Origin of the sequence: Citrobacter sp. CtB7.12 (genome assembly GCF_001297795.1) — a bacterium.
In the GTDB taxonomy this organism is placed as follows: domain Bacteria; phylum Pseudomonadota; class Gammaproteobacteria; order Enterobacterales; family Enterobacteriaceae; genus Citrobacter_A; species Citrobacter_A amalonaticus.
In genome coordinates, this window is sequence record NZ_LIFT01000008.1 from 15,514 (window position 1) to 40,308 (window position 24,795).

The 24,795-nt window shown below is 53.4% G+C and carries 26 protein-coding genes; 5 read left to right on the top strand and 21 right to left on the bottom strand.

Annotated features, from left to right (window positions below; translation table 11 throughout):
• Nucleotides 1-7 precede the first annotated feature (7 nt).
• Both AOY24_RS11955 and AOY24_RS11960 read left to right on the top strand, forming a co-directional pair.
• Nucleotides 8-502 carry a fimbrial protein gene (locus AOY24_RS11955; protein ID WP_044268433.1) on the top strand — a complete coding sequence of 165 codons (495 nt, stop codon included), beginning with the start codon at nt 8-10 and terminating at the stop codon, nt 500-502.
• A 137-nt stretch (nt 503-639) separates the two neighbouring features.
• A complete protein-coding gene (locus AOY24_RS11960) occupies nt 640-1,254 on the top strand; it encodes a helix-turn-helix domain-containing protein (protein WP_044268435.1) in 615 nt (204 codons plus the stop codon).
• A gap of 479 nt (nt 1,255-1,733) precedes the next feature.
• On the opposite strand, the gene AOY24_RS24555 is transcribed toward AOY24_RS11960, so the two are convergent.
• Both AOY24_RS24555 and AOY24_RS11970 read right to left on the bottom strand, forming a co-directional pair.
• The gene (locus AOY24_RS24555) at nt 1,734-2,084 is read right to left on the bottom strand and encodes a DUF1778 domain-containing protein (protein WP_125339196.1); all 351 of its coding nucleotides are present in this window, start codon (nt 2,082-2,084) and stop codon (nt 1,734-1,736) included.
• A gap of 559 nt (nt 2,085-2,643) precedes the next feature.
• On the bottom strand, nt 2,644-3,009 hold the full coding sequence (locus AOY24_RS11970) for a FaeA/PapI family transcriptional regulator (RefSeq protein ID WP_044257268.1): 366 nt from the start codon (nt 3,007-3,009) through the stop codon (nt 2,644-2,646).
• A gap of 168 nt (nt 3,010-3,177) precedes the next feature.
• Between AOY24_RS11970 and AOY24_RS11975 the strand changes: the two genes are divergently transcribed.
• Genes AOY24_RS11975 through AOY24_RS11985 form a run of 3 tightly spaced genes read left to right on the top strand, consistent with a single transcriptional unit; the run spans nt 3,178 to nt 5,590 of the window.
• Entirely contained in the window at nt 3,178-3,906 is a 729-nt protein-coding gene (locus AOY24_RS11975) for a winged helix-turn-helix domain-containing protein (protein WP_044268438.1), read from the top strand.
• Nucleotides 3,899-4,366, top strand: coding sequence for a FidL-like protein (locus tag AOY24_RS11980; protein WP_044257272.1), 468 nt, complete (start codon nt 3,899-3,901; stop codon nt 4,364-4,366). Before AOY24_RS11975 ends, AOY24_RS11980 begins: the two co-directional genes overlap by 8 nt.
• A gap of 39 nt (nt 4,367-4,405) precedes the next feature.
• Complete coding sequence (locus AOY24_RS11985) at nt 4,406-5,590, top strand: HD-GYP domain-containing protein (RefSeq protein WP_229745345.1); 1,185 nt, start codon at nt 4,406-4,408, stop codon at nt 5,588-5,590.
• A 33-nt stretch (nt 5,591-5,623) separates the two neighbouring features.
• Here AOY24_RS11985 and AOY24_RS11990 read toward each other — a convergent pair whose 3' ends face one another.
• The 19 genes from AOY24_RS11990 to AOY24_RS12080 form a co-directional block, all read right to left on the bottom strand.
• The gene (locus tag AOY24_RS11990) at nt 5,624-6,361 is read right to left on the bottom strand and encodes an SDR family NAD(P)-dependent oxidoreductase (protein WP_054176694.1); all 738 of its coding nucleotides are present in this window, start codon (nt 6,359-6,361) and stop codon (nt 5,624-5,626) included.
• A gap of 1 nt (nt 6,362) precedes the next feature.
• Nucleotides 6,363-6,614, bottom strand: coding sequence for an acyl carrier protein (locus tag AOY24_RS11995; RefSeq protein WP_044268444.1), 252 nt, complete (start codon nt 6,612-6,614; stop codon nt 6,363-6,365).
• Nucleotides 6,601-7,407, bottom strand: a complete 807-nt coding sequence (locus tag AOY24_RS12000; protein WP_054176695.1) for a MaoC/PaaZ C-terminal domain-containing protein — start codon at nt 7,405-7,407, stop codon at nt 6,601-6,603. Before AOY24_RS12000 ends, AOY24_RS11995 begins: the two co-directional genes overlap by 14 nt.
• Nucleotides 7,404-8,657: a beta-ketoacyl synthase gene (locus tag AOY24_RS12005; RefSeq protein ID WP_044257281.1), complete on the bottom strand. Its 1,254-nt coding sequence runs from the start codon at nt 8,655-8,657 to the stop codon at nt 7,404-7,406. Before AOY24_RS12005 ends, AOY24_RS12000 begins: the two co-directional genes overlap by 4 nt.
• Entirely contained in the window at nt 8,644-10,023 is a 1,380-nt protein-coding gene (locus AOY24_RS12010; protein WP_054176696.1) for a TolC family protein, read from the bottom strand. The genes AOY24_RS12005 and AOY24_RS12010 overlap by 14 nt, the downstream gene beginning before the upstream one ends.
• Nucleotides 10,020-11,951, bottom strand: coding sequence for an ATP-binding cassette domain-containing protein (locus tag AOY24_RS12015; protein ID WP_054176697.1), 1,932 nt, complete (start codon nt 11,949-11,951; stop codon nt 10,020-10,022). Before AOY24_RS12015 ends, AOY24_RS12010 begins: the two co-directional genes overlap by 4 nt.
• 3 nt (nt 11,952-11,954) lie before the next feature.
• Nucleotides 11,955-13,106 carry an efflux RND transporter periplasmic adaptor subunit gene (locus tag AOY24_RS12020; protein ID WP_052443905.1) on the bottom strand — a complete coding sequence of 384 codons (1,152 nt, stop codon included), beginning with the start codon at nt 13,104-13,106 and terminating at the stop codon, nt 11,955-11,957.
• A complete protein-coding gene (locus tag AOY24_RS12025) occupies nt 13,103-15,211 on the bottom strand; it encodes a peptidase domain-containing ABC transporter (RefSeq protein WP_054176698.1) in 2,109 nt (702 codons plus the stop codon). Before AOY24_RS12025 ends, AOY24_RS12020 begins: the two co-directional genes overlap by 4 nt.
• 8 nt (nt 15,212-15,219) lie before the next feature.
• On the bottom strand, nt 15,220-16,170 hold the full coding sequence (locus AOY24_RS12030) for an ABC transporter (RefSeq protein ID WP_054176699.1): 951 nt from the start codon (nt 16,168-16,170) through the stop codon (nt 15,220-15,222).
• Between the two features lie 5 nt (nt 16,171-16,175).
• The gene (locus tag AOY24_RS12035) at nt 16,176-16,847 is read right to left on the bottom strand and encodes a DsbA family protein (RefSeq protein ID WP_044257291.1); all 672 of its coding nucleotides are present in this window, start codon (nt 16,845-16,847) and stop codon (nt 16,176-16,178) included.
• A 63-nt stretch (nt 16,848-16,910) separates the two neighbouring features.
• The gene (locus tag AOY24_RS12040) at nt 16,911-17,108 is read right to left on the bottom strand and encodes a DUF4762 family protein (RefSeq protein WP_044257294.1); all 198 of its coding nucleotides are present in this window, start codon (nt 17,106-17,108) and stop codon (nt 16,911-16,913) included.
• Nucleotides 17,109-17,190: 82 nt separating this feature from the next.
• Nucleotides 17,191-17,859: a transcriptional regulator gene (locus AOY24_RS12045; RefSeq protein ID WP_054176700.1), complete on the bottom strand. Its 669-nt coding sequence runs from the start codon at nt 17,857-17,859 to the stop codon at nt 17,191-17,193.
• Between the two features lie 23 nt (nt 17,860-17,882).
• The gene (locus AOY24_RS12050) at nt 17,883-18,431 is read right to left on the bottom strand and encodes a fimbrial protein (RefSeq protein WP_054176701.1); all 549 of its coding nucleotides are present in this window, start codon (nt 18,429-18,431) and stop codon (nt 17,883-17,885) included.
• Between the two features lie 9 nt (nt 18,432-18,440).
• Nucleotides 18,441-19,496 (bottom strand): fimbrial protein, encoded by a 1,056-nt coding sequence (locus AOY24_RS12055; RefSeq protein WP_044257299.1) that lies wholly within the window; start codon nt 19,494-19,496, stop codon nt 18,441-18,443.
• Nucleotides 19,496-20,119 carry a fimbrial protein gene (locus tag AOY24_RS12060; protein WP_052517371.1) on the bottom strand — a complete coding sequence of 208 codons (624 nt, stop codon included), beginning with the start codon at nt 20,117-20,119 and terminating at the stop codon, nt 19,496-19,498. Before AOY24_RS12060 ends, AOY24_RS12055 begins: the two co-directional genes overlap by 1 nt.
• A 17-nt stretch (nt 20,120-20,136) precedes the next feature.
• Entirely contained in the window at nt 20,137-20,880 is a 744-nt protein-coding gene (locus AOY24_RS12065) for a molecular chaperone (RefSeq protein ID WP_044264050.1), read from the bottom strand.
• 42 nt (nt 20,881-20,922) lie between these two features.
• Complete coding sequence (locus tag AOY24_RS12070; protein ID WP_044257386.1) at nt 20,923-23,397, bottom strand: fimbria/pilus outer membrane usher protein; 2,475 nt, start codon at nt 23,395-23,397, stop codon at nt 20,923-20,925.
• A 63-nt stretch (nt 23,398-23,460) separates the two neighbouring features.
• Complete coding sequence (locus AOY24_RS12075) at nt 23,461-24,009, bottom strand: fimbrial protein (protein WP_052443907.1); 549 nt, start codon at nt 24,007-24,009, stop codon at nt 23,461-23,463.
• Between the two features lie 68 nt (nt 24,010-24,077).
• Nucleotides 24,078-24,608, bottom strand: coding sequence for a fimbrial protein (locus AOY24_RS12080; protein WP_042999110.1), 531 nt, complete (start codon nt 24,606-24,608; stop codon nt 24,078-24,080).
• Nucleotides 24,609-24,795 lie beyond the last annotated feature (187 nt).

Genomic DNA, 24,795 nt, shown 5'->3' on the forward strand with positions numbered 1-24,795 from the left:
GAGCTATATGTTTATTTATAAATATTTGGTTGCTTTGCTGCTGCTGTGTTCTGCATACGTATATGCAGTAGGCTCATTCAACCTTAATTTCCATGTCAGGTTATATCAGAACGGTTGCACTGTTATTGGTGATAAAGATATCTATGTTGACTTTAGCGAAGTCGATGTGAAGCAGGTAAACTCAACACCTGCCCAGGAATTTAGTATCGATCTGAATTGTAATGTAGGGATGCCGAGTGTTTCCCTACAATTCGCTGGCGAAGCCGCAGGCACGAATAACCAATATATAAAAAACAATGGGACAGCTGCAAATGTCGCGGTAGAAATAAGAAGCAAAACTGATGATACTTTGATCAGTAACGGGCGTGTTTTAAGCCAGGTCGTTGATCCCGATACAGGCAGAGCATCGTTTCCGATGAAAGCAAAGATTGTACCTTTAGACGGGACGCTCAAATCAGGCACTCTGTCAGCGGTCGTTGAGTTTACCATTTTATATCCTTGATTAAAATATGCAAACCCGAATGCCTCTTGTCATATCAGCCAAGCGATAACGATGGAATCTTTTTTTTTATTACACTAAACTTGATATGAAAACATGGGAACCATGTTTATGACGCTATGTTTTTGACTGGAGTAAACATGAATACTTCGCCCGCTAATAATAACTATTCAAACCCACTTTTTGAGTTGATGATACGTCATGGTGAAAAGCGGTTGTATAATCGGGCACAGTTTGTTGTTGATGCAACGAATGATAAGAATATCTATTACGTCACCGAAGGAACCATCAATGTGTTTCGAAAAGGAGATAACATTGTTGTCGGAGTGATAAATGCCCCTTTCATGTTTGGTTTTGCTCTGATGTTTAACCCCATTGATATCGTTATTAAAGGGAGTGGGAAAACAGTAGCCTATGTGCTACCTAATGACAAAGTTCGAGCACTAATTAGTGAGCTTAATTTGTGGGAGTCTGTTGCTGAACTGCTTTCAAGACGTATTGGCTATTACTCTTATAGGGACAAATCCATACTAGGAAAAGATGCTTATGAACTCATCAGCAAACAACTACAGGAATTAATCAAGTACACGTTAGAACAGCGGGTTGGAATTGTAACGTCGACATTTATCATCGACCGCACTGGGCTGTCTCGCAGTCGAGTAATGTATATCCTCAAGCAGTTGAAAGCCGGTGGATATATAAAAATAATAAAGGGAGTGTTACTCGAAGTTAACTCTCTACCGAAGAAATTCTAGATATTTATCGTATTAAACGGAATGATCATGTGCAATGACTATTTCGATAAACTATTCAAACATCTGACCATTACAAATAAACCTTCTAATAAACGCACTGCGCACGATGTCACACTTTTGAAAAACGATAAACTTTTCACTGAATTTCTGGGTAATAACTTCAATGGGTGTAATGGACTCTCTCAGTATACGTCATAAACTTGTATCCCACAGATCCTAATAGTTTCTTCTACATGAATCACCTGCAATCCGGCATTACCCTCCAACGTTGGCCCGATTCCCAGAGAACGCAGAGATTGATCTCCCCTAACCCTTGCCAATACCACAACAGGGATCGTATCGATCGCATTACGGCGAAAGCGGCCAGATGGATGTTCGTCATCACCACGCTTGAGGCCAGCGAGTGGTAAACCATTACCTTCGAATCGCCGACGCAACAAATCAAAGTACGGGAGGCGCCGGTAACCTGATTTTCTCATTCACAGCAATTTCAACCGATTATCTATAAAATCCACACCGCAGCAGAACGGAGTACAAATATTACCGACGTGAGGCGGATCAGGTGCCTGATCCAGGCGAGTGCGAAATGCCTGATCGGTCTGCGGATCAGCCGTAATGATACGCTTCTCGATCAGCGCTTCTCCGACAGCAGTGCGGATTGCTTCCGGGATAAAATCAGTCTGGTTTTTGCCGCACACCTGCTCAGCGAGTTTTAATGCGCAGATTAAGGATTTCGTGTATCCCCGACAGACCGTCCGCGCCCGACAGGGTGTTGTCCTCCTCTGTAGCGATGGGCATAAAGTATTAAGCACGCGTAATGCTGATCTCATTAAGATAGAGATGCGATGATACCGTTTAATTTCGTGCCAGCTACCGAACGGTCTCACCTAAGCAACCAATCTCATGGTTAATACAGAGGTGATTGTCACCTTCCGTTTTATTTCAGGACAGAACAAAAAAAAACAAAAGAGAATATATCTACAACGGTATGCGCGGTTCCTCGTGAAAAAAAATGCTAACCATGATCGCTAGTGTGTACAAACTCATCAGGACACAGGCCGGATACCAGTAGAGTCAGATGCAATAATCTCTGGCAGGATATAAAGATCATTAACGAGAAATAGTTGCCCATTGAAACCAGATTTCAAGGGCAACTGATAAGCAAACCACTCAAAAATGTAATGCGGCTTAAAAAGTGCTTAGTGCTACGCTTGTACTTACTGGTAAATACGGATCAAGCGTCCACTCTGCACAAGTATAAACAAAATGGACAAAAGGCAATAGTGACAGCATGCGAACATTAATATTTTATTGGGATTTTTCCTAATGGTTCGCGAGATTATAACCAGTATTTTTCATATTATCAGGGCTATCTAATTGACTTTTCACTCATTGTTGCAAATGAAAATACCCCTTGTTAGAATGCCAATCAATATCTGTAGAGTCCTTTGACAAAAACCACTGATGGTGCTTTTGCATTTTATTTCTTATAACCTGGCCATATTTCTCCAGCGGAAGAAGTAAGTGTCTGACTTTATAAATTGAAATGCCACACAGATCGGCAAGTTCTCTGGTCGACAGGCCCTGAGTACTGTGATCTTTTAATAGATTGAGAATAAAAAATTGTTCCGGCCCCCTGATCATCGGCAGGTCACTTATTCCCATTTCCGCCGCTAACATCTGCAGATTGTCATGAGGTACGTTGTAGCCTGGATGTGCTGTACCCGGGTTATATGAACGCAGCGAGAGTTTCATTGCAGACTCCTGGATTTTGAAGGTGTTAGCAGTATGCGTTCACCTGATTCAACCAGCAACATTAGCTTGAAATGAACGCAAATACAGGATTTTTATCTAATATTCATGTCGTTTTATTGAGAGAAGACTGTATGTTAGAGGAAAGCAGGGTCTAGGGTGGAGATGAACATGAGGTTCGACATTGAGGGATTTATCACTTTTGACACAGAGGATGCGTCTCTCGTTAACCTGTTGACTGGGGATTGCGTTGAATTATCCCAAACCTCTACACGCTTGTTGGCTGAATTGCTCAATCATCAAGGCGATATCCTTTCGAGAAATGAAATCTTTCAGTCTGTTTTTGATAAATATGGCGCCAGAGCGTCAAATAGTAATCTAAATCAATATATCTCCACATTGCGCAGAAACCTGAGCGATCTGGGTATCGCAAAAGAAATCATTGTCACGGTTCCTCGTATTGGTTTCAAAATAGCGGAAGATGCCATTATCAATAACGATCGTGAGTATCGAACGCCATTCCTTGAAGAAAAGGAGCCGGAGGCTCCGCCAGTTGAACCACAGAAACGCTGTCTTAAGCGCTTTACCCGCATTATCGCTCTGGCAATTGCCTTCCTTCTGCTCATAATAAATCCAGGTTCATTCAGAGCCGACACCGATATACAAAAACTGGTTGAGGGTCAGTGCGTCATTTTTATGCCCTCCTCACTCTCATTACGAGAGGTGACAAAGAGCTTTGATTTTGTCCCACAACCATTCGATTGCTCAGAGCAAAAGGAGTTGTACGTTTACAAGCAACAGGTACAAGGAGACCTGGGTGATATTGTGCAATTGTTACTCATTAAATGTGATAAAGACAGCTGCATGAGTTTTTATTACAGAGAAAAAAATAATGCCTAAACAAGCCATTTTTCTTTTGATCGGTGTCGGCCTGTTATTGATCGGCGCGGTTTACTGTTTTACCCGGCCCCCGGTTTTCTCATGCGAGTCACAGTTTTCTGTTATCCAGAGTATCAACAGCGACAACATTCGCGCCGAAGGGCTAATTTTTGTCCACATGACGGATGATCAACTTCTTATCAATATTGACGGACTGCTCACACATAATGAAAAAAAGTATTTAATCTCGCGCACGCTCAAAATGAAATATGAAACATACAATGCCAATGCGCATCTGTATAAGATAATGAGTGTCAAAACCATACATGATAATACTGATAATGTTGATGATGAGATTGCTAATAGTTTGTTGTTTGGCAAAGGCCCTGACGACAAAATAATTTTCCTAAAAAAAGTCAATAATAATGTCATACTATTTGGTAACCACGTATTCCCGCAATATGGTTGCAAACGAGATTAATTAGCGTGGTTTTCTTTAACGAAGCACAGCGAAAGTTAAATGTCTCATTATATGAATATAAAATTAATAGAATCACTGGCTTGCATCTCAAAAATAATAGACATGATTAACCCCAGGCTTAACCTGCATCATGTCAGAACGGCATTCATCGCCTGGCACCTGGCCAGGGAATCGCGATTCACACCTGCACAGTGCAGGAAAACGCTGCTGGCGGCCCTGCTTCATGATATTGGAGGACTGAACGAGGAATCGCGCCTTCAACCCCTCAGCTATTACGATAATGAACTCAATAACCATGCGGCCGTCGGTGCTGAATTACTGGCGAGCGTTCCTTTACTGAATCCGTTAAGTTCGATTGTTCGCTATCACCACACCCACTGGGACAATGGAAAAGGCGACTACGTTAACGGTGAAAAAGTGCCCAGAGAGAGCCATGTCGTTTATCTGGCGGATCGTCTGGATGTTTTAATCGCCCTTTACCGTGCTAGCGATATATTATCGGCAAAAGAGGAAATTATTAATATCATTGTTGGCGGCGAACATATTTTATATAACCCCGAATTTATCAATGCTTTCAGAAAAGTAGCAAATTGCGAACACTTCTGGTTAAAAATTAAATCCACAGAGTTCGACGATTATATCCAGGACATCCCCCGCATCCATAACGACTCCATCTCTTTGCATAACTTTCGCGATATCGCCAACATGCTGGCGTTTATTATTGATGGGTTCAGCCAGAACGGCGTCCAGCACTCCCTGGTTGTCGGCCGTATCTCCGGTTACCTGGCTCGAGAAATGGGAATCCCCCCGGTCCAGTGCCTGAAAATCGAAATAGGTGGCTTGTTGCATAATCTGACGTCTCTGGCGCTGTGCGCCGCTCCGGCACATACCGGGGAAGATAATGCTATCTGGGGTGAACTCTATCCAATTGAAGCCATTCGGGATATTGCCCGCTGGTGTCAAATTCAAAAGACAGGGGTTGCACAAGCCACCCATCCTCTTGAAGTGAGGATTCTGAAGGCCAGCATCTGGCTGGCGTCGTTGCTGCAGGGCGTCACGCTGTCATCGGAATTTAAAGTACGCGTCGGGGAAACTGCAGAAATCGCCCCTGAACTGGCGGACATTGTGCGGCAAAATAGCGAGGTTTTACTGCAAATTTTTCAGGAGTCGGTCAAAGAGCGACGCGCCCTGGTCCAGAGAATTAACCAGCTAGGCCTGACCTGAACCGCGAGATGCTATTCTCGCGGTTCTTGCTTATCAGGCGGACAAACCACCATCCAGCACCAGCGTCTGACCGGTAAGATAGCTACTCCCTTCCCCGGTCAGAAACGCAACCGCGCGGGCGACGTCCTGCGTGCGTCCGAGGCGACGCAGAGGAATATTCTGCCGCATGGTTTTCAATCGGGCTTCCGGAATAGCCTGAACCATCTCACCTTCAATCAACCCCGGAGCCAGACAATTCACCCGAATGCCAAAACGCCCCACTTCTCGCGCCAGCGAATGCGTCAGGCCAATCATCGCCGCCTTGCTGGCGGCATAGGCCGTCTGTCCGCTGTTGCCTTTTATGGCCGTCACGGATGACATAAACACAATCGAGCCACTGCCCTGGGTCATCATGGCGGGCAGCAGGATGCGATTCCAGTTCACCACCGCGACCAGATTGTTTCCCAGCACCTCCTGCCAGTCTCGCGCGTTCTGATGGATGTGCAGCGCGTCATTGGTCATACCGGCGTTATGGATGATAGCGGCAGGCGCGCCATGCGCCTCGAGCAGAAACATGGCTAACTGCTCGACGCTGGCTTCATCGCTGCCGTCGCAGCGAATGCCCTTCACCCAGGTCGACGTACTCTGGCTTTGCGCGATGTCCAGCGTGCGGGCGATCCCGGCCTCGTTGCGACCGGTAAAGACAATGTTCCATTCAGGCAACAGGTGACTCACCAGCGCCTGGCCGATTCCCCGACTGCCGCCGGTGATGAGCATCCATTTCTTTGCCATATCAACCTGCCATTTCCTGCGCAATACGCTGGCTGAGTTCGCGAAGCGTCATGGTTGGATTTTTCATAAACATTTCAGGGTTGAGCGTGACGTTAAATTCACGCTTCGCCAGTACCATCAGTTCAACGTAGTCGAGGCTGTCCAGCTCCAGTTCAGGCAGCGTCGTCTCTGGTGTCAGCGCCTCCGGCGCCAGGTCTTTGGCGTCACAGATCATTTCACTGATTTTGTCGTAGATCATTTCATGCTGGCTCATTTGATTTTCCTTTTGTCAGCGCGCCGACTTTAAGCGTTACGGCATTGCTAATGTAGTGATGTTGATAACAGGTTCGCGCGGCGATTCGCACCACCACCGCGCCATTCGCAAGGTCGCCAACCACCAGGGCCGGCAAGGTGTCGATCTCTAGATGTTCCGGTAGCGACTCTGCTCGCCAGGGGGCCAGCAGATGACTGTCAAAAATGACTTCCTGATGGGTCTGTACAACAGGAAAGTGAGAAAACAGCGCATCCAGCGTCCGACACGTCGGCAGTATGTCGGCAATCGCCTGCTGGCGTAACAGCGCGGTATCCTGGAGAAGATGACGAAACAACAGGGCGTCGAGAAAATGCCATTGCTGAGCGTCGGGCAACAGCGGCAGAAACGTCCGGTGCAGCGCGGCCAGCGCCGACGAATCCAGAACCCGTTGGCTTTCGCCATCGACGAGTGACAGGTGGTTCTCCGGCGTGATCTGGCAAGAAAGGCAGGTCTCTTCGGCAGAAAACTCCCGCACCGACGCCGCAACCCGCTTAGTCGCATCGCGCGTCAGTCGATAGGCGGTATCCCGCCACAGCGGTCGACGCAGACGCACGGTACATTTCAGAAACGGGGCGTCGTCGACCGGCGGACTGATAAACCGCTTTACGTCCAGCAAGGCGCGCATGCCATGTACGCTGAGTCCGCTTCCGCCCCGCGCTTTCACCCACGCCTCGTCAAAGTGTACCGGGTTGTAATCGCCCGAAAACGCGGCCCAGCGCCGGGCATCCTGTTGACCATAATGAAGCGGCATCATACGTGCTTCTCCAGAATCAACGCCGCATTCGCGCCACCAAAGCCGAAGCTCAGGTTTAGCGTGCGACGGACATTGCCCGCACGATGGCCCTCAACCACATAATCCAGATCGCAGCATTCATCCGCTTGCTGGAAATTGGCCGTCGCGGGAATGATGCCGTTGGCGATAGCTTGCAGACAGACAATGCTCTCGAAGGTGCCCGCCGCGGAAATTAAGTGCCCGGAGTACGATTTCGTACTGGAAACCGGAATGGACCACACCGCGTCCCCCAGCGCCATTTTTAGCGACTGCGTTTCATTGATATCGTTCAGCGGCGTCGAGGTACCGTGCGCGTTGATGTAGTCGAGTTGCTCCGGTTCCAGCTCCGCCTGTTGCAGCGCATGGGTGATGGTTTGCACGCGGGCAAGACAGTCTTCCGCCGGCGAGGTGAAATCCCAGGCGTCAGAGAAGTTGGCGTAGCCGGTAATCTCGCCGAGGATCGTCGCGCCGCGTGCCAGTGCCCCTTCGCGCTCTTCCAGACACAGCACCGCCGCCCCTTCCGATAACACAAAACCGCTACGATGGGCGCTGAACGGACAGCTGGCGCGCTGCGGATCCGACGCCTCCTTACTCAGTGCGCCCAGCACGTCAATGTTCCACACCGCGCAGTGGCTGGTGAGAGATTCTCCGGCGCCGGCCAGCATCATCTTTGCCCTGCCGCTGCGGATCACCTCGTAAGCGTCGCCAATAGCGATCGTCCCCGTCGCGCAGGCGGCAACCACCGTATTCTGGTAACCATTGAGTCCCCAGAACTGGCTGCATGCTGCGGTGGTGACGCTGGGCATCGAGTAAAAACAGTTAAACGGTGAAGCGACGCCCGCGGCCGCAAACTCACTTTGTGCGTCGTAGCTTTCGTCCAGTCCTCCCCAGCCGGTTCCCATGATCACGCCGCAGTCGAGCGTGCAGTAGTATTCCTGCGGCGGCCTGACGCCAAAGGCCATCGTCATAGCCTGACGTGCCGCGCCAACGGTCAGCCGGGCAAAGCGTGGCAGCCGACGACGAATCACTGCAGGAACACCTGCCAGGCTCGGCTCGTTATCCACCAGCCCGAGAAAATGGGTGTTGATATTCTGCGCCGTTTTATCGACGTAGCGATAGCCCAGACGGTTATCCATCATCGCCTGCCAGCTCTCATCAGCCGTCGCGCCAAGTGGGGTCACGGCGCCATACCCGGTAACGACGACCCGCTTAAATTCATTATTCGGCTTCATGTTGCATCATCCTGTATTGCGTTTCGCCACCCCCTTGCGCCAGCCAGAGCTGCAACGTGGCGTAGAGGTAGTCGTATTGGGTTTGTGCGAGGGCGTTCTCTAACGTCAACAGATCGTCCTGCGCGTTCAACAACGTCTGAAAATCCACGGCGCCCGCGCGATAGCGGCTTTCCGTCAGGGTTAAACGCCGCTGACTGAGGATCAGCGACTGGTGAAGTCGTGCGCGCTGTTCATCAGCACTCAGGCGGTTTTCCATCGCCTCATCCACTTCGGCGAGCGCGGCGTAGGCCGTCGAGCGAAAGGCGATTGCCGCCTGTTTAACCGCAAGATCCGCTTGCTTCACGGTGAGTTGTTGGGTGTTCCACTGGATAAACGGCAGCGCCAGCGTGCCGCCAATCGTGCGGATCGGATCGCTGAACCATTGGCTGAAGATCTGACTGCCGGTATTCAGTGAGGCATCAAGCGAAAGTGCGGGATAAAACTGCAGCCTTGAGGCGTCGTAACCCGCAAGAGCCGCGCGCAGACGCGACTCCGCAGCCTGAATGTCCGGCCGTTGCGCAATCACCCGTAGCGGTGTTTTTTGCGCAATCGGCACCTGCTGGTTTGCATCCAGCGCGGGCGCTTCATCGGCATGCTGTTCTGCCGGTCTGTTGAGCAACAGCGCCAGCGCATTGCGCGTATTCTGACGTTGCTGAACCAGCGTTCGCCACTGATTCTCTCGTTCCAGCAGGGCCTGCTGCGCCTGCAACACATCGAGCTGGCCGACCTTCCCGGCGTTAAACCATGACGTCACCTGCTGCACGGTCTGTTGCGAAATCGCCAGACCGTCACGCTGATTGCGAATCTGCTGGTTATACAGTGCGATACGCCAGTACAACTGGGCGGTGGTGCCCATCGTGGTGAGTACCGTCGCATGATAATCCTGCTCGCTCGCCACCGCTTCCCACTCGCTTTGCTCACGGGCCCGCGCCAGTTTTCCCCACAGATCCAGTTCCCAGCCGATGGTGATGCCGCTGCTGTAGTTTTCCTGCGCGGATGTTCCCCGGCGTGTGTTTTTGCTGTTACTGGCAGAACCGCTGACCGCCACATCGGGGGTCATATTGGTGTCAGTTAACCCTGCCGCCACACGCGCCTGTTGCACGGTGATGGCCGCCGCCGCGAGATCGTTATTGCTTTCCAGCACCTGTTCAATCACCCGCGACAGTCGGGGATCGCCAAAACGTTGCCAGCCGTATTCCGACACCGTGTCGGTAGCAGGCCCCCATTGGGTGGGCAAAGACAACAGCGGACGCTGGTAGTCGCTGCGGGTCAGTGAGCCACAACCCGCGAGCAATAAAAGTGCGAGCAACACAAGCAGTCTTTTCATTCGCGAGCCAGCGCCTCGGTTGGGTTGAGGCGAGCCGCCCTGCGCGCCGGAAAATAGCCAAACGTCAGGCCGATCAGGGCAGAAAACCCACAGGCCATCAGCACCGGAAACGCAGTGAACACCATTGAGAACGCATCGGTCGCAAGGGCGAAAAGATGCCCCGCCACCCACGAACCGAACACGCCCAACAGGCCGCCGAGGGCGCAGATCATCACGGCCTCAATCAGAAACTGGTTCATGATGTCCGAGGGACGCGCCCCCACCGACAAGCGGATGCCGATTTCATGCGTCCGCTCTGTCACCGACACCAGCATGATGTTCATCACTCCGACGCCGCCCACCAGCAGGGAGATCGCCGCAATGGCGGTAATCAACAACGACATCGAGTCAGAGGTCTTTTGCAACGCATTCGCCAGCTGATCGTCGGTCTGGATAAAAAAGTCCTTCCGGCCATGTTCCCGCAGCAGATGACGTTCCGCCCGCAGCGCCGCCTCATGCGGTTCCAGCCGCGGTTGAAAACGCAGAATCAACGATTCCAGCGGCTTTTCGCCGGTGAGTCGCTGCTGTAATGACGTATGCGGAACCCAGGCGGTCATAAACCCGCCCACCACTTTCGGGCCGGGTCGTGTCGCCACGCCGATCACCCGCCACGGCGCGCCGCCAATCTGGACTATCTCGTCAAGCGGATTTTCGCCACCGGGAAACAGCGTATCGCGCCCGGTCTCATCGAGAATCAACAGCGGTTCGCCTTCCGCGACGTCGCGTGCGGTAAAGCCATTTCCCTGCACAAAGCGCAGCCCTTGCAGGGCAAAAAAGTCCTGTGACACGCCGGAGAGCATCATGGAGGAGTCGAGCCCTTTGCGAACCGCGAGCGTTGTGCTGCTGACCACCGGCGAGACGCCCATGATCCACGGCAACGCCTGTAAACTGCGCACATCGTCCATCGACAATGCGCGCTCCATATCCGGGCGCTTGCTGCCCCACCCTGTGCCGGGATGGATCTCCAGCGTGGTACTTCCCAGTTTGCCAATCTCGCTCATGATCGCCTGCCGTGCGCCTTCGCCTACCGCCATCGAAGACACCACCGACGCAATGCCGATGATGATCCCCAACATGGAGAGAAACGCGCGCATCCGGTGTCCGAGCAGCGAACGCCAGGCCATGCGGACCGCTTCATGAAGACGGCGGCCCAGCGAGGCGCGTCCGTTATCCTGCTCCGGCAGCGTAATCGGCCGACGAACGGCGGCGTGCTGAACGTCGCGAATAATTCGCCCGTCGCTGATCTCAATCATTCGCTGCGCCTGCCGGGCAACGTCGCGGTCGTGGGTGACGATGATGACCGTGTGCCCAGCCGCATGCAGCTGATGCAGCACGTCCATTAGCGCCTTGCCGCTGACGCTATCGAGTGCGCCGGTGGGCTCATCCGCGAGGATGATATGCGCACCGTTGATCAGCGCCCGGCAGATGCTCACGCGCTGCTGTTGCCCCCCCGAAAGCTGGGCGGGGCGGTGCTGGAGTCGGTTTTCCAGGCCAAGCTGACGTGCAAGACGCTGGGTGCGTGCATTGCGCTCTTGCGCTGACATCGCTGTGTACAGCGCGGGAATGGCGATGTTCTCTTCCGCCGTCAGATACGGCATCAGGTGATAGCGCTGAAATATAAACCCCAGATAACGACTGCGCAGATCGGCCAGGTGCAGGCTGTCGGCATCATGTACCGGCGTTCCGTTGATCAACACCTCGCCGGAAGAAGGTTTGTCCAGGCAACCGATGATGTTCATCAGCGTGGACTTCCCCGAACCCGAAGCGCCCACAATCGCCACCATCTCACCGCTGTGGAGGGTCAGTGAAATGTCGCTCAGCACCGCAAGCGTCTCGCTTCCCGCGCGGAATGTCCGGCAAACCTGGCGTAAGACGATAATCGGTTCCATCCGCTATCCTCGCACCGTGTCCTGCGCCAGCACCACGCGATCGCCGACCTGCAATCCCTCCAGCACTTCGGCGTATTGCCGGTCATTTATCCCAATGCGGATGGTGCGGGTGCGCGTTTTCCCGTTTTCAACGGTCGTGATGGTGTAACGCTCGGTATCCAGCGCCTGCCCGAGCGCCGCGACCGGCACGCGCAATACGTTTTTTGCTTCGGCAATCTGAATAAAGACCTGCGCCGTCATTGACGTTTTGAGCTCGCGCTCAGCGTTAGGCACTTCAAAGGTACCGGTGTAGTACACCGCCATCGCCTGTTGATTACCGCCCATGCCGTTCTCGCCGGGCGCTTCCAGCGCTTCCTGCGGCGCAGGCTGCACGAAGCCCATCGTACTGACGTAGCGTTTATCCGGATTGGCGATGACATAAAAGCGCAGCGGCTGACCGGGACGGATTTTTTGCACGTCGGCTTCGGAGATACGCGTTTGCACCTGCATGGTGTCGAGGTTCGCCAGCACCAGAATGGTCGGCGCCGTTTGCGAGGAGACGATGGTCTGCCCTTCCCGGGTGACGATACCCAGCACTTCGCCGTCGATGGGCGCCACAATGCGGGTATAGCTGAGATTGGCCTGCGCCGTTTTCACCGCCATCTCCGCCTGCACAATCTGCGCATCGCTCACGTCAATTTGCTGCACCTGCGCATCGTATTGCGCCTTCGCCTGCTCGTATTCACTGCGCACGGCAGAGCCGTCACGCAGCATCATGCGCTGGCGGTTCAGTTCCTGGCGATAACGTAACAGCGTCGCCTGCGCCGACAGCTTTTGCGCTTTAGCGCTGGCCAGTTGCGCGCGCGTGTTGTTGAGATCCGACTCCTGCAACGTGGGGTCAATTTCCGCCAGCAGTTGTCCTTTTTGCACCTTCTCGCCCTGGCGCACATACAGCTTGCGCAATTGTCCGTTGACCTGCGCACCAACGTTAACCTGCACCGCCGGTTTCAGAACCCCCGTCACCAGCACCACCTTTTCGATATCGCCCGTGCCAATGGTCTCCAGCGGTAAACTCTCCTGCGGCGAGGTCGAAGCCAGCGACGCCCAGGTGACACCGATCGCAACGGCCAGCGCTACTGCACCGCCGATCAGCAGCCAACGCGATTTCGGCGTCATACGTTGACCTCCAGCGGGCTGAGCGTGCCGTCGTTCAGTTGATAAACCCGCTGGAACCGCGACAGAATCGCGTCGCTGTGGGTGACCACAATCAGTGACTTACCGGCTTTCTGGCAATGAGCGTGAATCGTCTCCATGACAATGGCCGCGGTGTCGTCGTCAAGATTGGCGGTCGGTTCGTCAAGCAACAACACCGGACGCGAACTGTACAGCGCGCGCGCCAGCAATAACCGCTGACGCTGGCCGAGCGACAGCGCCGCATGGCTTTCGCGGATCAGGGCGTCGATACCGCCCGGTAATCCGCGTACCACCTCACCCAGCGCGAGGGATTCCAGCAATGCCTCAATCTGCCCACGGTCGCGTTCGCGGTAGTGCGCGTCGAACAACGTAATGTTTTCGCGAACCGAGGCGTTAAACAGAATATCCTCCTGACTTTGCAGGCAGACAAACTGCGCCAGTTGTTGCGAAGGGAGTGCCGTGTCTGCGGCATAACAGCCCCCCGCCTGCGGAGAAAACAGGCCGGCAATCAGACGGAGTAAAGTGCTCTTACCCGCACCAGATTCACCGACAATTGCAATCTGATCGCCCGCGCGTAGCGACAGCGAAACCGACGACAGCACCGGCCTGGCGGGATCGTAGCCATAGCACAACGACGCAAACGTCAGATCCGGCGCGGTATCGGTGGGAAGTTGCATCGCAAACGAAGCGGGCTTCGCCTCGTCTCGTGGCGCAAACAGCGCATGGGCGCGGGTGTCGATCACGTTCAATTGCGATTTCTGAATGATGGCGTAGAAGATCCGCGTGACGTAGGAGGTGAATATTTGCCGCAGGAAGCTATAGGCAAAAAAATCGCCCAGCGAGATCAGTTTGCTGTGCACCATCGGCAGAACCACCAGCATAAACACCACCATCTCCAGGCTTCCGGTGAGCTGATACAGCCCCTCTTTCACCTGCTGATAGACCTTCTGGCGTTGCAGACACGAAAACAGATCGCGACTGAAACCGGCGAATTGTCCCTGGCGCTGCCCTTCCAGTCCGGCGGTTTTGACGGTCAAAATGCCCTGAATAGTCTCCATGAAAAAATCATTCAGGGTGGCGCTTTTCAGCTGCAATTGCTGGGTGAACCAGCGGTCTCGGATCACCGCCCAGACGCTGATGATCCCCATTACCGTGACGCCGACGGCGGAGATCGCCGCCAGCACGGGCGCAATCCAGAACATGATCGCCAGCGCGATCGTACAGATCACCCAGTCGGAGCGCAGGCCATTATCCAGCTCAATCTTTTGCAACAGGCCAATCTGCCAGGCCGTGAAGCGGCTGAAGATCTCCCCCGGCGCCCGTTTTTCGAAAAAACGCAGTGGGTTGTGGAGCAGGCGGGAAAACCCCACACCGCTGTGAATCAGCACAAAGCGTTTGATAAAGCGTTCGCTAATCACCCGCACGCCCAGCGCCATCAGTGAGGAGGCGACAAACGCCAGGATAAACCAGCCGTAGGGAAAGTCGCTGCTGGCCACGCTGGAGAAGGCCTGGTTGATGGCGTTGCTCACCATCGTCGGCATCAGAAATAGCGTCAGCGAGACGAGGAAGGTCAGCAGCATCAGCCGATAGATCCCCGGCACCGCCGCAGTTTCCTGCATGCTCATCGCCCGCGGCGCGCTCTGCGCGGTTGTCGACAACGGCAAATCAGGGTCTGCGGCAACGGCCTGCTCAGGTTCGACAATCAGGGCATAGCCGCTGATCTCCTGCTTAAGCGCGGCAAACGGTAACCACTGCTCACCAATCGCCGGGTTCATCACGCACACGTGGTTGCCTTTGCGCCAGGCCAGCAGGACATAGTGACTTGCACCATAATGCAAAATGGCCGGCAGCGGCAGGTCGCTCAGCTCATCGTGCTCAAACAGAACCGGCGTCGTCGCAATACCCAGCCGCGCCAGAATGCTCATCAGCGTATCCAGTGAGGTTCCGTGGTCAGAGGCCGGAAACCACTCGCGCAATGTTGCCAGCGAAACAGGCTGCCCCTGCGTCTGTGCCAGCATTGCCACGCACGCCAGGCCGCACTCGTTGGTCTCTTCCTGAAAGATCAGATTCGGGATCGTGGTCGTCATTTTTATCATCAGTGATTAATAAAGAAGAGAGAATGGCTGTGCCAAAGGAGCCACTCCTGCGGATATTCGCGCAGCGTGGATTCAATAATGTCAGGCAGTTCGCGGGCGACATTCTGACTGCTCACCGGCGGACGAATATGAATGTGCAGACCGTTGTGGTAGCTGAGGTGATAAAACACCACCTGCGCCGTAATCACTCCGGAAAGGCGCACCACGCCATTGTGTAACTTCGCGCTGCGGCCGAATAAACGACACGGCAGTTTCGCCGCCAGCGCCCCTTCGGCCTGTAGGGTGTAGTCCGGCGAGATATCGGGAAAAATAATCATGTTCTGCCGTCCGGTAGCGACATCGGTGATGAGCTCCATCAGGCTGCCGGCCAGCGTTTTGTTCTGCTGATGGATGGAGCAATAGGAGAGGTCGATACCGCCCAGGGCACGGGCCTGCGCGTTGTAGAGTTCGGCGCTGGAAGAGACCACCACGCAGGCTTTACCCGGCGTGACGCAGGCACCGACCATCGCCGCCAGCACGTCCGACACCGTATGTAACGGCGCCAGAATGTAAGGAATGTTCTGCTGATGCAGCGGTGCGACTACGGCATCAAGTTCTGCCGCACAGGCACGGATCTGCTGGAGTAGCGCCGGGTTTTGTCCCCATGTTGCGGCCTCTTCCAGCAGGCGGCGACGCACCGCGATCCAGGCCGCGTTCACCCGGCCGGTTTGCCCGATCAGGCAGCGGGTGTTTTCGTTTGCCACCGCATTGCGTAAGCGATAAGAGCGCCCCAGCAACCGCAGCGCGCAGAGTCCTTTCGCCACGGTCAGTAATGCGGGCAGCGGTAGATAACGCACCATTTTTCGCAACAGAATCAGTGTTCCCTGAGAAAAATTACGCTTCGCGTCATACAGCCAACCCGCACTGTTTTTAAAACTAAATACGCTCCAGATAATAAAAAATCTGACCACCGCGGTTATTTATCCTCTTTCAGCAATTGCAGCATGCGCTGCGCAAATTGAGGAAATTCACTGTCCTGGGCGACCACGTAGCGTTTATTGATAATAAACATCGGCGTCGCGTTAATATCATAATGCGCGGTAATGGCCGCCATCGTGCTGAGACGGTTTTTAACCGCATCGCTCTGACGCAGAGTATTAAATTTATCCACATCAATATTGTTTTTGACCAGCCAGGCATTCAATGCCTTCTCATCGGTGAGGTCGACATTACGGGTAATAACGGCGTTATAGGCGCTGTCGCGAACGTTCTTTTCAATCCCCATCTCTTCCAGCGTGGCGAAAATCGGCGCGTAAGCAGCAAGACCGCTGTCTTCACTGGTAATATGAATCGCGGTAAATACACTACCCGGCGGCAGGGTCCGGGAAAACTCCGCCAGATTTTCTTCGTTAGCCGCACAATAATGGCAACCGTAAGACATCACCTCGATAATACTGCGCGCGTCTTTAATCGGACTCTGAGCAATTTGTTCTGTGCTGACTTCACGAAAAGCCTGTGTTTGTGAGTTATCCGTTGCAAAGGTATTAAAGACAAAAATGTGATAACAAAGCACCGTCATCAACGAAGAGATGACGATCAAACACAGCGAATAGCTGATAATAGTGATGCGTTTAAATTGGGTCGCCATAGTATTCTCGCAGCGGAAAAGATAAACCTGGAGGCGCGGGTACCTCCAGGTCATAGCCAATGATTAGCGGTTCGGAACCCCACCACACTTGCTGGCGTTCGCATCTTTCATTGACGTGGTCGTACCGTGCTTATCCGTGCAGGTTGTCAGTTCCTTACAGGAGGTCACACCACCAATAGTGACGTTCTGATACGTGGTTTCGCAGGTTTTACAGGTTCCGCCCACCACGTTTGCCACTTCGATCGCAGTTAATTTTTTCATCTCTGTTTTCCTTACTTAGGGTTTAATGGGGTGCAATCACTTGCACCGATCGCTCGGCAAATACCACTGCCGAAAAGACAGTTCACGGGTCACACGGCATAATTCCCTTGAACACCGTGAATAACGCAATGTTGTTTCTAATATTCAGTCGTTTCATTAAGTGCCGTTTGATATAGCTCAGGCGTCGGACATCAATATTCACTTCACCGGAAATTTGCGACAGCGATTTCCCTTTGAATATCTCTTCCATTAGCCACCATTCATTGCCGGAAATCGTATAATTCATTTCCCGGTGGTGCAGTCTTCTGCGGGTGTAATTCACTAATGAATAGCTAAAGCAGCATCCCTGGCGTCGTTGGTCCAATAATTCCTGAAAAAAAGGGGTGATATTGGCGAGATTCTCGCTTTTCAATAACCAGTGCGCGTTTGGCAACAGCGCATACAACGTGAAAAACAGCGGCATGTTGTGCTCGCTTAATAAAATGATCAGATTCTTGTTTTCACGCTGATAGAAATTATTCATGAGCTGCAGCGCGCGAATCCGCTCACGCGGCAGGCTGTCCAAATCGCAGAGGATCCACAGGCAGCAGTCATCATTCACGCGAGTCTGTAACTGCTTAATCAATTGCGTGTAATCATCCGTTAAGGAATATAAAACATCCGTTTTCTCCGCAAGCAAACTGGCAATCACTGTTTTGATTCCTTGCGAAAAAAAGAGATCTTTGTTGTAAAGAAAACACTGATACACCATGCCTCAATATCCTTTTGATGACGCTACTGATAGTTCAATGTGTAATTCGCTGTGGCGGTAAAAGGTCCGGTGGTAAGGGTGCCGTTTGCTAAGGCATCCGGTTCAGCCTCCACAAATGCCTGGAAGTTAAGCCGTAAAGTGGTGTCGCTGATCGCGGCCGGACGGGTCGCCACATTCAGGCGCACAGGCGTATCGTCTTCCTCCAGAAGACCGATCCCCACGCCACCCGCATTGCCCGGTGATGTGGCGCTGATCGCCAGTCGGTCCGCCAGATTGCCATTGGCAATACCGCTGAACGTCACCGTCACGGAATCAAAGACGCTCGGCGTGCAATCCTCTAATTTGATCGTGAACGGAACCGGCACTGTTTTTCCGTTGATATACAGTGATTTGGTCGATACTTTCCCGAAATCGACTGGCACCCGCTCTGAATCAGGCGCAATGCTGCACGGGTAGGCCATCACCACGCCGGTAAAACTGAGATCGCCACCCAGCAACTCCCCCAGCGCCCACACCGGGGCCGGAGCGAGCGTCGTCAATAAACCGGCAAAGACCATTGTTATGCGATGCATATTCCCTCCTTACTGGAATTCAGCCACAACCGTTGCAGATGCATGGAACTCACCTTCCGGAATGACGGAGGTGGTATATTTCGCCACCGGCGCGGCAGTCAGGTTCCAGTCGCCTTCGTTATTGGCAAACCCCGGCACGTTATAGAAGGTGTTGGGCGCCACCGGGTTGCCCTGACGATCGCGCAGCGCAATGCCCAGCTCGGAACGATCCGTTGTCCCCTGCGTACTCAGGTATTTACCATCGTCAAACGCAGGATTAGCCTGCTGGATCCCCAATTTGATATTCAGTGCCCCCTGGGCAAAACTGCCGCCCTCGCACTTCACATGAATCGGTACGTTTTTGCTGTAATTGATGCCATTCAGTCGGCTACCGATCCCCGGTATGTTGCCGAAGTCAACGACGATCGGCGTCCCCTGATTGACGATACATTTATCCGGCACGGTGATGACACCGGAAGCGATGGTGATGCGGGAAAGCGGCGTTTGCCCCATTGCGCCCGGCCCCAGGCGACCAAAGAGTTTTGCAATCTCAGATCCTTGCAGGTTCACCCCGTTGATAATCGGTTTGGTGATCATAAAGGTCACTTTCCCCTTTGCACCGGAGGTAAACTGGTTGTCAAGGATCGTGCTGGGCGGGTTACAGTAGTTCTGATTGGCGTCGTTTGAGATGTTATCAAACGGTACTGTTTTATAATCTTGCAGATTCCCGCCGATGTAGATCTCAATTTTAACGTCCATATAGTCATTCAGTTTGAGGTAACCCGGCGTCATTCCGGACTGCGTCAACGTCGCCTGAGACATGTAATACACCGGCTGATCCACCATTGACTGTGTACAGTACGCACGCCCCTGGAACATCCCTGCCAGATTAAACTCGTCAGTAATGGTCGCCCCTGCCTGGTTGGAGGTAATATCATGATTGCTGATATTAATCAGATAGTCATAGGTCCCATTCACCGGTTCAATTTCACCGTCCAGTGCGGACCACGCCGCGCCCGGTAAGCCGAGCGTGCTGAGTGCCAGTAAGACCGGCCATTTGCGGCGGAACAGGCCTGACAGTTTCATTACAAGTACTCCATCTTCAGGCGGACCAGGCTGCTAAAGTCACCCGCGCTCACATGCAACCCCGTGGATTCCAGCGCCGCCATAAAATTCAGTTCACTATCACCAGAGTTCACCAGCCAGGGCGCATGGGTCTGCCCGACATCCAGCGCATTCCCGTTTTTATCGAGCAGGCGCACGCCGGCTCCCTGGGTCGTACCGCTGGTGCGTAATAGCTGGCCGTTATTAAGATCGGATTCACCAACGAACGTCAGTTGCACCGCTTGCTCCCCGGTGCTGTAGGCACGCCAGTCATTCCCGGTGGTTCTGGACGCCAGACTCCCTCGCGACTGCGACGCCCCTTTCAGGCAGTCCTTCAGATACAATTTGAAGCGTACCGGCTCGCTGCGATCGCCCGCCTGGCGAAAATTCTGCGCGCTGATCTCGCCCATCTCGACATCCTGAATACGCCCTTGTGTCATCAGCACACAGGGAGAGGCAAACACGGTGCCGTGAAACCGGACAATGCCGCTATCTTCGCTGACATGTTCCTGAGCGCTATGCTGTGGCTGCGCGGGCACATCCGCCCCGCACTGAAACGCCACGCCCATCGCAAGGAGGGCCACCGTGAATAAAGGATTTTGCATTGTCAGGTTCCTCCTGGTTAGCCCTGCTGCGCCGGTGGAAGCGCTTTGCAGGTGTTGCCATCGCAACGAAACTTCAGCTCCGGGTGTCCGCCATAGTCGTTCACGTACATCATGGAAAACTGGCTGACATTTCCGTCCGTTACCGCAAACTGCTGGCTCGATTTGGGCGCGATCATGATCCCGGGGAATTGGGTGATCTTCTGTCCGGCCCCTTTGGACAACCCAAGGATCGTGACGTAGTAAGGCGTTGGATTCTGTACCGTCATCTGGTTGCCGTTTTTCTGGAACACCACCTGGTCCTGCCAGATTTCACTCCGGGTCTTCGGGATCACCGCCGCCGGGCGGTAAAACAGCTTGATGCGCGACTGCATGGCCAGTTGCAGCGTATTCGGTTTATCCGGCTTCGGCGGGATCTCCCGGACGTTGAGGTAGAACAGGCTTTCTCTGTCCTGCGGCAGCTTTTCGATCCCGGCGGTTTTGGTGACGCGCGCGATCCCTTTCTGCCCTCCGTTGATTCGCTGTAGCGGCGGTAACACAATCAGCGGCGAGGTAATCTTGTTGCCCTTTTCATCCTCGACCCACGACTGGGCGAGGAAGGGAATATCCGGGCTGGTATTGGACAGATTGGCGCTCGATGAGGCCTCTTTCTCCGTAATAATGACGCGGGTCCGATCCAGAGAGACCCCCGCCTGCGCGTAGCCGCCAATCATGCTCAGCGCCCACGCCGCCATCAGATATCCGCTATGTCTTTTCTTGCTCATTTTTGGCCTTTTATTACAGTGAGATAACTCGTTCTGTCGGGATTAACGACACGGCAGAAGCGTGTTCGCCGATCCGTTGTTTGCGCCTGGCGGGATCGTCACCTGACATTGCTGTTTACCGCCCCACATCACGTTCAGCGTTTCGTTCGCATTGACCCCCGCAAGCCAGGCTTGCCCGTCTTCCAGCACCATCGCGACGCTTACGCCATCGGTGTTGTAAATTTCCGCGCCGAATGGCGGGACGCTGCCATCCGTGAGGCGTAGCGTCCCCATCATCTTCATCCCCTTCGCCATACCGAAGGCCTGATAGCCAATCGCGCCTTCCGTCAGGGTTGTCGTGCTGATGGCTTTTGACGGTTCGATGTCGCTGTCCATCGCATCCACGTCCACGCGGGTGTCAAAACTGTTGTAGCTCACCACATCCGGCACCACGGCAATGCCATAGCCGTTAGTCCGCGACTTCTTGCCGTTAAGCGGCACGCCGCCAATGCCATTGGTATCCACCATAACGCGCGCCGTGTTGATCGTTGCGCCGCTGTTATGCATCGCGGCACCGTGGCGGGTTGCCGTGAAGCCACCGCGCAGTGTCGTGCTCAGCGCCATATACTGGCTCTGCTGATAACTGGCATTGGTATTGATTTCCGCCAGTTGCGAACGATGCTGGTAATAACCGTCAACGCTGGCGTTACCGCTCTGGCTGGCACCGGCACGAATACGCCACAAGTTGTTGTAATCACTGTTGTCGGTGTAGGACGCCATCGGACTGGTTTTGCCGTTGTTGGTCTGGATATCCAGACCCGCCCATTTGTTGTCGCCAATCGGCACCGACAGCGAGAAGGAGATCGAATCGTCTTTGCGCCCTTTGTAATCGGTACGGTAAGCGGAAAGGTTGGCGGTGATACCGTTGATGTCGCCAATGCGGAAGGCGCGCCCCACCGACATGCCGTAACGATCCTGGCTACGCTTATCCCAGTAGTTCTGGTGCGTCCAGGTCAGGAAGACGGTCGTCGCCTTCCCTGCTTCGCCAGCCCAGAAGGTTTTATTCCCGGTGATGGTATAGAGCTCTTTTTCGCGCCCGATGTGGTCGTATCCCTGATAGCGTTCATCGAGATACTGCGCCATTGTGCGGAAGTCTTCCTGCGAGAAGCGGTAGCCCGCAAAGGTAATGGAGCTGTTGTATTCGTCGAAGGTTTTTGCGTAGCTCAGCTTGTAAGAGGTTCCTTTCAGCCGGTTGCCGTCTGGCTCACGGCTCCACGACTCGGTGGCGTCAATGGAAATAGCGCCAAACGCATAGAGATCGCGCCCGATACCCAACGACGCCGCGGTGTACTCTTCACCTGAAGACTGTAAGCCGCCATACAGCGACCACGCGTTACTGACCCCCCATGAGAAATCGCCGGAAAGGAACGTTGGGCCCTGCATTTTATGGTTGTAACGGGACGGCGTACCGCCTGAGATGTTGTAACGAACGTAGCCCGGACGCGTGAGATACGGAATATTGGCGGTGTTCACCTGGAAAGTGGAGACCGAGCCGTCCTGTTCTTCGACGCGTACATCGAGCGTGCCACGCACTGAACTGCGCAAATCCTGAATGTTGAACGGCCCGGCGGGTACGGTCGTTTCATAGATGACGCGCCCACTCTGGCTGACGGTCACTTTGGCGTTGGTACGGGCGATACCATGAATTTCAGGGGCATAGCCCTGTAACGCCGGTGGCAGCATCCGCTCATCGCTGGCAAGGTTGACCCCGGTAAAACGCACGGTATCGAAAACCTGCGAATTCAGGTAGATCTCACCCAGCGTCAGTTTCGCCGCCATCATCGGCAAAGGACGGTAGGCGTAGATCTGATTCCAGTCGAAATCGAATTGATGGTTCTGGCTGTAATAGCTGGTCTGATATTCACCGCGCACACGCCAGCCGCCGATGTTCGCGCCCGCCTGGCCATAGCCTGAAACCGCGCTGTAGTTTTCCTGGCCGTTGAACTGGCGGGTGAGTTGCCCGTTGAGGCTGTAGTCAAACAGAAGACCCGCGATCCCTTCATCCCAGCGCTCAGGCGGCGTCCAGTTCGGATCGTTATACTTCATCCACGCCTGCGGCACGGTAATTTCAAGCACGCCGGCATAGTTGCTTAATTTCGCCCCTGGCAGACTTTGCAGGGAATAGCAGTTCTCATAGAGCTGGGTGACCTGCGCGCGGGCCTCATCTTTCAGCGCCAGTTTGTCCAGCAGGTCGCCGCTGATGCACGGCAACGTGCGCTTGCCTTCAGGAGCCTCGATATAACGAATTTTCTCCTGACCGACCGGCTGACCGTTAATACGGATATCCAACAAATAATCACCAGGCGTGACATAGTTGTCGGTTGCAAAACGCGACAGATCAATCTGCGTGCGCTCCGCTGCATCCAGGACATCGGTATTAAACTCAACGCTCTCCTCAGCACTGGTTGTCGCTGCATAGCAGCTATTCATTACCAGAAGAGCAATCATCGTTATAGGGGTTTTTATTTTTACCGACATGATTTTCATCCCGAATAAATCCGTTAAAAACGTCCTGCTTCCTGCCAGGTTATTGTTATGCTGTTAGTGGTAATCCATAAAAAACTGCGCAACGGCAGTAAACTCGCCCGCTTTTATATATTTTTGAACCGGTACCAGCGATGCGGAAAATTTTAAAACGTTATCGGTCTCGCTCAGTTCATATTCCTGAGAGGGTTGACCCAGCGTTAATATTTCACCCTGACTGTCACGTAGACGAATACCAAAGCCATCAGCGTCACCACTGACTAATAATGTGGTGGGATCGGATGCCGCCGCATTGCCCATAAAAGTGACCGAAGCATAAGGATAAAGTGAACCATCGTTGCCTCGTTTCACCACGGAACATCCTGTCAGGCGTATCAACACTGGCCGCGTAATATTGCCTTCATCATTACGATTAATCAGGCTGGCAGAAACATTACCAAACTCAACCTCTATATCCCGACTGTTCGGGTCAAGGCTGCATGCCGCCTCAATCAGTTCACCGCTCATGGCTAATTTACCCGGCGTGACGGTGGATGCTGAAACCGAAGCCGACCCGACCAGAGCGCAAAAATAGACGGCAATGAGGAGCGTATTGTTTATTTTCACTTTGTCCCTCCCTGGTCTACGGTGGAGAAAGTGCGGGAACACGCCCCGCACTCATCACTTCAGGTCAATTACTGGTACGCAATCTCGAAGTTCACGGTGGACTGGAAGGAACCAGCAGCCACGGTTGCGCTTGCGCTTTCTGCTTTCACATAGGCCACAAACGGAATGGTGTTGGTGCCATTAACCAGCTGGACAGGTGTTGTTGCAGTGCCCCACACCACATCCTGGCTGGCGCTGTCACGCAGGCCGATACCCGCACCAGACGCGGTGCCGGAAGTAAAGGCCGCCAGAGTGGCGTCAGTTGGGTTGGTGCTGGTCGGGGTGTAAGTCACTTCTGCAGTTTGCGCTACCGTGATGTCGCAGTGCTGCAGTTCGATGTTCTGGTGTACGTTTCCGGCGCGAGCACCGTTAGCCAGTGCAGAAACAGGAATCTGACCAAAATCAACGGTCACCGGGCTTGAACCTGGTGCCAGACCACAGGCGGTATTTACCAGTTCACCCTGGAATTCAATCACACCGTTCGTTGTGTCAGCTAAAACAGACATAGAACCCAGAGCGGCGCTGAACGCAACAGCCATAGCAACTTTATTCATTTTCATAACAATTTCCTGTTTGTACCAATATCCTGAGAAATAAAGAGTCATCACGTCGCATTCGTTATTTCGTCCTGCTGTAATCAACTCTTGGTTTTGTTCTGGAAATGTCCTGGCAATAATTAAAAATGCAATAATATTAATTACCACCACTCCTTTGAACTGATGAAAATGCTACCAAATCAAAATTTCC